The following is an 8214-nucleotide window of genomic DNA, read 5'->3' as shown; positions in this document are numbered from 1 at the left end:
TGAACGAAAAATTCAATATATACTAAAAATATAAACCCCGCCTTCCTCCCACAGCTAAAGCAGTGGGCTTCCGGCGGATGTTCTCGTGAAATGATGAGGAGGAACAATTGGATACTATTTTTTCTTTTATTAGGAGCAAGCTTTTTGTGGGGAGTTATTTATTGGATGTTTATTGCAAAATAGTGAAAAGCGGTCATTTTTGCGCCGAATCTCCTCACTTTTATTTTCACAATCAAGGAAGAATAGACAAACCGTTTTTGTGTGATATAATAATAAAAAAATTCCATATTGTTCGTATCCTTCGGGGCAGGGTGAAATTCCCGACCGGCGGTGATGAAGTGGTGTCACTTCTCAGCCCGCGAGCCGTATAGGCACGATCCGGTGCAATTCCGGAGCCGACAGTATAGTCTGGATGGGAGAAGGATCACAAGATGCACATGGCCGTACTATATTAGATAAGGAGCGGTTTCGTTTGTCGCAACTCCGCTTTCCAAAATATAGAACGCGATATTTAGCGGGGATAGCTATGTGGAGTAGCGAATAAATGGCGTTTTCGCAATATGTGAGTTATTTTTTCCATATTTCAACAAAGAAAGCTGTCTAAGTTATTTTTTGGATAACGTGTCTTTGTATGAATTGTGGCTAAAAACAGACATATTCTTTCACACAACTGAAAAACTTGCTTCCCCGCTTATATAATGCCGTTTTTAGTACGCAAAAATGTAATCATTGTGATTCTGCATAATCCTGCCCTAGGACTTTGGACCTAGGGTTTTCTTTATGCCAAAAAAGGAGGCAGCGCCATGCGAAACGATGAACAGTATATGCGCCTAGCAATCGAAATCGCCAAAGCAGGAATTGGACAAACGTCTCCTAATCCGGTTGTCGGCGCTGTTGTGGTGAAAGATGGAGAAATTGTCGGATTTGGCGCCCATTTGAAAGCAGGGGAGCTGCACGCGGAGGTACATGCCATCCGTATGGCGGGAGAAAAAGCGAAAGGATCTACCGTTTATGTAACGCTGGAGCCGTGCAGTCATTATGGGAAAACGCCCCCTTGCGCCGATTTATTAGTGGAAACAGGTGTTCAACGCGTTGTCATTGCAACGACAGATCCGAACCCGCTCGTAGCCGGTAAAGGCATCGAAAAACTAAGGAGTGCGGGAATTGACGTGAAGCTTGGGGTGCTGAAAGAGGAAGCGGATGAGTTAAACCGCGTGTTTTTCCACTACATTGCGGCGAAAACGCCGTTTGTGACGCTAAAATATGCAAGCAGTCTTGATGGAAAAATTGCAACGACAACCGGAGAAAGCAAATGGATTACATCCGAAGCGGCCCGGGAAGATGTGCATCGCTATCGGGCGGTGCATGATGCGATTCTTGTTGGGGTAAACACCGTTATTGCGGATAATCCAAGTTTAACCGTAAGGCTTCCCGAAGGTGGAAAAAATCCGATACGCATCGTTTTAGATACGCATTTGCGCACGCCGCTTGATGCAAACATTCTCAATGATGGCCAAGCGGAAACGTGGATTGTTGTCGGCAGTGAAATCAGCGTTGAAAAAAGGAAGCGGTATGAGAAAGAAAATGTACAAATTATTTCCATGAAAAAGCCGCATATTGATATAGATGAATTGCTGCGCGTACTTGGTGAGAAACGAATTACTTCCCTTTTTGTTGAAGGCGGATCACACGTGCATGATAGTTTCGTGCGCGCCAAGGCAGTTAATGAAATCGTCGCATACTTTGCTCCGAAGATCATTGGCGGAAAACAAGCGCCAACGCCAATAGGGGGAATTGGTTTTGCCGGCATGGCTGACGTTATGCAGCTAGAAATTCGGCGAGTAGAGACGATCGGGCCAGATATAAAAATCGTCGCAATACCAAAATAAAAGGGTGAGTACACGATGTTTACAGGAATTATTGAGGAAGTCGGTACGATCGAGCAAATGAGACAGTCAGGCGAAGCGATTGTGATGACGATTGGAGCAAAAAAAGTTTTAGAAGACGTTCATCTTGGGGACAGCATCGCGGTCAACGGAGTTTGTTTGACCGTAACGTCGTTTACGGACCGATCGTTTACCGTTGATGTGATGCCGGAAACGGTAAGAGCCACATCGCTGCGCACGTTAACAAAAGGTTCGAAAGTGAATTTAGAACGGGCGATGGCAGCCAACGGCCGTTTTGGCGGTCACTTCGTTTCCGGACATGTCGACGGCATCGGTGAAATCATTCGTAAATGGCCATCGGCGAATGCGGTGTATTATGAAATTAAAATCCCGCAGGAATTGCGGAAATATATGATTTTAAAAGGGTCTGTCGCTGTCGATGGAACGAGTTTAACGATCTTCGGACTCACCGATGACACGTTTACGATTTCACTCATTCCGCATACGCGCACGGAAACGATTTTAGGCGATAAACAGCCAGGAGATATTGTCAATATCGAATGTGATGTCATCGGAAAATATGTTGCCCAGTTCATGGAAGGAAAAAAAGAAGAACCGAAGTCGGCGATTACGCTTGAATTTTTAGAACGGCACGGTTTTAAGTAAGCAATAAAGGAGGAGCTGACGATGTTTGACACGATCGAAGAAGCGATTTATGAATTGATGCAAGGGAAAGTCATTATTGTATGTGATGACGAGGATCGTGAAAACGAAGGAGATTTTGTCGCATTGGCGGAAAAAGCGACCCCAGAAGTGATTAATTTTATGATTAAATACGGACGCGGCCTTGTTTGCGTTCCGATTACGGAAGAATTAGCCGATAAGCTTGATTTAGCCCCAATGGTCAATCATAATACGGATTCTCATGGCACTGCTTTTACGGTTAGCATTGATTATAAATCAACGACAACAGGCATTAGCGCTTATGAACGTTCGATGACGATTCAAGCGCTGTTAGATCCGAATGCGAAAGCGAGCGATTTTAAACGTCCTGGGCACGTTTTTCCACTTGTGGCGAAAAAAGGAGGCGTATTGCGGCGCGCCGGCCATACGGAAGCGGCGGTTGATTTAGCGCGATTATGTGGTGCAAAGCCGGCCGGTGTGATTTGCGAAATCATTAAAGAGGATGGCACGATGGCGCGTGTTTCGGATTTAAGAAAAATCGCTGATGAATTTGATTTGAAAATGATCACGATTAAAGATTTAATCGAGTATCGGAGACGAAAAGAAAAATTAGTGAAACGCGAAGTAGAAGTGATGCTTCCAACAGAGTTTGGCAAGTTTAAAGCAATTGGCTATACAAATATTGTTGATGGAAAAGAGCATGTTGCTTTAGTCAAAGGCGAAATCATTCCAGATGAACCGACGCTTGTTCGGGTTCATTCCGAATGCTTAACAGGCGATGTGTTTGGCTCCTGCCGTTGTGATTGCGGACCGCAGCTTCATGCGGCGCTCCGCCAAATTGAAGAAGAAGGCCGCGGCGTTTTATTATATATGCGTCAAGAAGGCCGCGGCATCGGGTTAATCAACAAATTGCGCGCGTATAAGCTGCAAGAGCAAGGCTATGATACGGTGGAAGCAAATGAAAGGCTTGGATTCCCTGCCGATTTGCGTGACTATGGGATTGGCGCGCAAATTTTAAAAGATCTCGGCGTGACGAAAATGCGACTATTGACAAATAATCCGCGGAAAATCACTGGATTAAAAGGACACGGCCTTGAAGTCGTCGAGCGTGTTCCACTGCAAATGCCGGCGAACAAGGAAAATGAAAAATACTTGCGGACGAAGTATGAAAAATTAGGACATATGTTGCATTTTTAAAAAACATGTTCGCCATTTTTGCTTTTTTGTATTATGATGAATACGGTGGGCGGAAAAGATAGGAGGATTTACGATGAAAGTAATGGAAGGAAATTTAGTCGGTACAGGATTAAAAATTGCCATTGTCATTTCCCGTTTTAATGAATTTATTACGAGCAAGTTATTATCTGGCGCCATGGATGGCCTCAAACGGCACGGGGTCAATGAAAACGATGTGACAGTAGCATGGGTGCCAGGAGCGTTTGAAATTCCGCTTATAGCGAAAAAATTAGCCGAATCGAGGCAATATGATGCCGTCATTGCGCTTGGCGCGGTCATTCGCGGGGCGACAAGCCATTACGATTACGTATGCAATGAAGTAGCAAAAGGGGTTTCCCACGCAGCTTTATCAACGGGAACACCGGTTATATTTGGAGTATTAACGACAGATACGATTGAGCAAGCGATTGAACGCGCCGGAACGAAGGCGGGAAATAAAGGATGGGAAGCTGCGGTAAGCGCCATTGAGATGGCAAATCTTCTTCGCACGTTTGCTTAATTGGAGTAAAAATGCATGAAAGAGTTCACAATATAACTAAGAACGTTTATAATACGTAATGAGAAAATGACGGAAGCACTTTTCTATTTTGGAAAAGTCTTTGTCGGTAATGAGGGAGTTTTTATGCTGATTCGTTATCGAAAAAACTATGAAAAAATTGCCATGGGTCTTCTGTCGTTCATGCCGACAGAAAAAGACTTAAAAAAACTGCAGCAAACGATCAAACAGTACGAAACAAACGATGATTGGCAACTGTTTTTATGGAAAGAGAACGAGGATATTATTGGCATTATCGGAGTGCTGTTGCGAGACGAGGACGTTGTCGAAATTCAACATATTAGTGTAAATCCTTCGCACCGTCATCAAGGTATTGGAAAACAAATGGTAAAGGCGTTAAAGGATATGTATCCTAATCATCGACTGCAGGCAAATGAATTTACCGCGTCTTTTTTGGATAAATGTGAGTTTTAACGAAAGAGCTGCCGTTTAGTGGTTTGGCAGCTCTTTACTCTTTTTCTTTTCCTCTTGTGCCGCGATCACATCTGAGCGATCGCGCAATTTATGTTTGTGAATTAAAAATACATCACTCATATCGCTTGCTTTTCCCCAAGAAATCCCGCGCTCATCGCATATCGCTTGACACATTTTCCGCAATGTTTCATCGCAAACAGGCAGCTCGATGCTTTTATAAGCCTTGTTTTGTGCTATACGTTCGATATAATGTTCCAGCTGTTTGGCAAGCCGCTGTTCATCTAACCCTAACTCGCGAACCGCTTTTTGTTCTTTTTGTAAAAGTGATAGCGCTTTTCGCATCATACGCAGCGCCCCCTGACTGTTGCCGCGGCGATGATGGTACAGCGCTACGGCAATTTGAATAAGCACGACCCATACTTTTTTGTAGCCGTCTTTTTTCCAATGCTCTTCTAATATTTCATGACATTCAAAATAATCACGGTCTGTATGAAAATGAATTAAATAGCGGATATAAGCGTCAGGATACATCGTTTCACAACCTTTCTATTGTTGTATCCGTATTGTATCAATTGTATCATATTAGACGTGAAAAATTTGCTTGGACAATGTTAGATGATCATCTATACTTAACGATAGCGTAATGAAAATGGTGGGATGAACGTGCAATATAATGTGAAAATTGATGCGTTTGAAGGTCCGCTCGACCTTTTGTTGCATTTAATTAATCGTTACGAAATCGATATTTATGATATTCCTGTTGCGCAAATTACCGAGCAATATATGGCATATATTCATGCGATGCAAGAATTGCAGCTGGATATCGCAAGTGAATATTTGGTGATGGCGGCAACGCTTTTGGCGATCAAAAGCAAAATGTTGCTGCCAAAACATGAAGAAGAAATATTGGATGAAGGTGTGGAACTGCCTGAAAGCGATCCGCGTGAAGAATTAATGCAGCGGTTGTTAGAATACAAAAAATTTAAAGAAGCGGCGCAAGCATTGAAAAAGAAGGAAGAAGAGCGAGCGCTTTTATTTACAAAGCCGCCGAGCGATTTAAGTATGTATGCAGACGAAAAAGAAATGATGAAGCGGCCGCTCGATGTAAATGTTTACGATATGCTTGGCGCGCTGTCAAAACTATTGCGCCGCAAAAAATTGCAAAAACCGCTTCACACGAAAGTTACCCGTCAAGACATTTCGATCGAAAAGAGGATGGAGGAAATTTTGGAGGAGCTGAGGCGTACAAAAACGAGAAAAAATTTTTATGATTTATTTCCATATTATGACCGTGGACACATTGTGGTGACATTTTTAGCGATTTTAGAATTAATGAAAAAAAATGCGATTATTATTGAGCAAGAGCGAAATTTTGCCGATATTTTCATCTCTAGCAACGAAAGGATGGAACAACATGGAGATGAATGAATATAAAGCGATTGTCGAAGGACTGCTATTTGCTGCAGGTGATGAGGGATTGTCGCTTCAGCAAATTGCCGCCGTCTTAGAAATTGAAGAAGAACAAGCACAGGCGATCATTCATATGCTGAAAGAGGAGTATGAACAGCAAAAGCGCGGCATTCAGCTTATTGAATTAGCAGGAGTATTTCAACTGGCGACAAAAAAAGAACATGCCCCATATTTAAAAAAGCTTGTTGAATCGCCAAGTTCGACTTCGTTGTCGCAAGCGGCGTTAGAAACATTGGCGATTATCGCTTACCGCCAACCGATTACAAGAGCGGAAATTGAAGAAATTCGAGGGGTGAAAAGCGATAAACCGATACAAACGCTAATTGCCAAAGCGCTTATAAAGGAAGTCGGGCGTGCGGAAGGAACGGGGCGCCCGATTTTATATGGCACGACGAAGGAGTTTCTTGACTACTTCGGTTTGAAAACGTTGGAGGAACTGCCTCCGCTTCCGGAATTACAGGGAGATGATGAGGTGGAGAAAGAAGCTGATTTGTTTTTCGAAAAATTTGAAGAAAATTTTAACGAATCAACATGAGTATGATAAGATAGGAATAACTTTATATTTTCGTTTTTTTGGCATGATAAGGGGGCTTGTTGTATGTGGATTTGCCGCTTGCAAGGATATGAGCTGGAAAAATCGAAGCCGAATACGTTTGAAGATTATTTCAGCCGCTCGGAAGTAACGTTTCGCGAAGATGGGGTTGAAAAAACGCTTCACGTTCTATATTTGCGCTATTTTGAGGAATTTATTTCATCGTTTACGCCGTATGAACAAAATCCGATTTTTACTGTTTTAGGGCGTGACGTCTATTTCCGCGATATCGTTGCTTTCGTATGTTTATTGCAAAATCCGGCTTTCCGGCACCGTAAGCGAGTATATATTAATGAGGAAGAAGAATTTCGCCGCTATTTTGCGCATATGGAATTTACGAAGCTTCCAGACATATTTGCATCATTGCAGACAAATGGCGAATATCATTTAACATCACCGCTTCTTTTTATTCGCCAGCCATCTTAAAACCGATATGGGGGTCTTGTGAATATGGGGAACTCAATGGCTTTGAATCAAACGAAACAAGTAGAAGCCTTTTTGCAAAAAACCGTTCAGACGATTTCCAATTATTTAAATGAAACAACATTGACCAAACTATTGGCGGAACAAGAAGGAGGCGACAAAGCCTATTATGAATTATTGCTTTCGAATTTACGCCGCCTCGTTGTATATTGCGAGGAGGGGCTTGAGGCGTGCCGTATCATATTAAATGATGAACCATTTCGTAAAGCGGCGGCGGAAAAAACGTTGTATCGTGTCTATCATCTATGTATTGCCGAATATTTTACGCCAAAAAGCGATGCGTGGTATGAAGATAGCCGTTCCGCTTATACGGGACGCAACTCGATTAAGTTTCGTCAAACCCCTCCGCCTTCGTTGAAAGCTTTGTTGTTATCGCTTGAAAGCGAGTTTCAGACAATTCGTGAAGAGCTGGAATTTTATGAAACGGATTATCGGACGAAAATGATACAATCCAATTGAACGCAAGCTGTCCCACATCTGGGGCAGCTTTTTTGATGTTCATCATTCTGTCCTTGGTTTTGTCGGGTCGCAGGCAGGCGGTTTTACTTCATACGTCGTTTCAGCTAGTTTTTGCAAATAATAACATTCTTCTCGTGCCATATGGTTCGCCATAAGCGGCGTCAGGACGCCAAGCACTTCTTTATTTAGCTCCATTTCTTCCAATTCGCGCAAAAAACATTGAAAAATAACCATTTCTAATTGAATGCCCCGGTGAAAGCGATGTAAAGCAGGGAAATCGTATACGTTTGTTCGTAAATATTGTTCCAATGTGTTTTTCACGAGAACATCCGCTGGAAGCCCACTGCTTTAGCTGTGGAGGCAGGCGGGGTTTATATTTTCAGTATATATTGAATTTTTCGTTCAATATAAGTACACTGGATTTAGAAAGGTAG

10 protein-coding genes, 1 pseudogene and 1 riboswitch are annotated in these 8214 nt (G+C 42.8%); of the genes and pseudogenes, 9 read left to right on the top strand and 2 right to left on the bottom strand.

The genetic code is table 11. The features are described from left to right. The first annotated feature begins 293 nt into the window (after positions 1-293). Positions 294-428: riboswitch (FMN riboswitch) on the top strand. 375 nt (positions 429-803) lie between these two features. The 5 genes from ribD to DCC82_RS12275 all read left to right on the top strand — a co-directional run bounded on the left by ribD (position 804) and on the right by DCC82_RS12275 (position 4776). Further along, complete coding sequence (gene ribD, locus DCC82_RS12295) at positions 804-1889, top strand: bifunctional diaminohydroxyphosphoribosylaminopyrimidine deaminase/5-amino-6-(5-phosphoribosylamino)uracil reductase RibD (protein WP_015864367.1); 1086 nt, start codon at positions 804-806, stop codon at positions 1887-1889. A gap of 15 nt (positions 1890-1904) precedes the next feature. Then, complete coding sequence (gene ribE / locus DCC82_RS12290; protein WP_015864366.1) at positions 1905-2552, top strand: riboflavin synthase; 648 nt, start codon at positions 1905-1907, stop codon at positions 2550-2552. Between the two features lie 21 nt (positions 2553-2573). Next, complete coding sequence (locus tag DCC82_RS12285; RefSeq protein WP_097354705.1) at positions 2574-3767, top strand: bifunctional 3,4-dihydroxy-2-butanone-4-phosphate synthase/GTP cyclohydrolase II; 1194 nt, start codon at positions 2574-2576, stop codon at positions 3765-3767. A gap of 73 nt (positions 3768-3840) precedes the next feature. Further along, positions 3841-4305: a 6,7-dimethyl-8-ribityllumazine synthase gene (ribH, locus tag DCC82_RS12280; RefSeq protein WP_015864364.1), complete on the top strand. Its 465-nt coding sequence runs from the start codon at positions 3841-3843 to the stop codon at positions 4303-4305. Between the two features lie 123 nt (positions 4306-4428). Further along, positions 4429-4776, top strand: coding sequence for a GNAT family N-acetyltransferase (locus tag DCC82_RS12275; RefSeq protein ID WP_015864363.1), 348 nt, complete (start codon positions 4429-4431; stop codon positions 4774-4776). 15 nt (positions 4777-4791) lie between these two features. On the opposite strand, the gene DCC82_RS12270 is transcribed toward DCC82_RS12275, so the two are convergent. Continuing rightward, a complete protein-coding gene (locus tag DCC82_RS12270; protein WP_097354704.1) occupies positions 4792-5307 on the bottom strand; it encodes a DUF309 domain-containing protein in 516 nt (171 codons plus the stop codon). Between the two features lie 126 nt (positions 5308-5433). Here DCC82_RS12270 and DCC82_RS12265 point away from each other — a divergent pair, with 126 nt between their 5' ends. From DCC82_RS12265 to DCC82_RS12250, 4 genes are all read left to right on the top strand, one after another. Beyond that, complete coding sequence (locus DCC82_RS12265; protein WP_041269704.1) at positions 5434-6204, top strand: segregation/condensation protein A; 771 nt, start codon at positions 5434-5436, stop codon at positions 6202-6204. Beyond that, positions 6191-6781 (top strand): SMC-Scp complex subunit ScpB, encoded by a 591-nt coding sequence (scpB, locus tag DCC82_RS12260; protein ID WP_015864360.1) that lies wholly within the window; start codon positions 6191-6193, stop codon positions 6779-6781. Before DCC82_RS12265 ends, scpB begins: the two co-directional genes overlap by 14 nt. A 63-nt stretch (positions 6782-6844) precedes the next feature. Then, positions 6845-7264 carry a hypothetical protein gene (locus DCC82_RS12255; protein ID WP_015864359.1) on the top strand — a complete coding sequence of 140 codons (420 nt, stop codon included), beginning with the start codon at positions 6845-6847 and terminating at the stop codon, positions 7262-7264. Positions 7265-7288: 24 nt separating this feature from the next. Further along, a complete protein-coding gene (locus DCC82_RS12250) occupies positions 7289-7780 on the top strand; it encodes a YpuI family protein (RefSeq protein ID WP_015864358.1) in 492 nt (163 codons plus the stop codon). Positions 7781-7822: 42 nt separating this feature from the next. On the opposite strand, the pseudogene DCC82_RS12245 reads toward DCC82_RS12250, so the two are convergent. Further along, positions 7823-8089 (bottom strand): annotated as a pseudogene (locus DCC82_RS12245) (DUF2935 domain-containing protein); the annotation flags it as partial. Positions 8090-8214 lie beyond the last annotated feature (125 nt).

This window comes from Geobacillus sp. LYN3 (assembly GCF_003064505.1).
In the GTDB taxonomy this organism is placed as follows: Bacteria; Bacillota; Bacilli; order Bacillales; family Anoxybacillaceae; genus Parageobacillus_B; species Parageobacillus_B toebii.
Note: the sequence above shows the minus strand (reverse complement) of the source record. Positions and strands in the feature narration are given on the sequence as shown.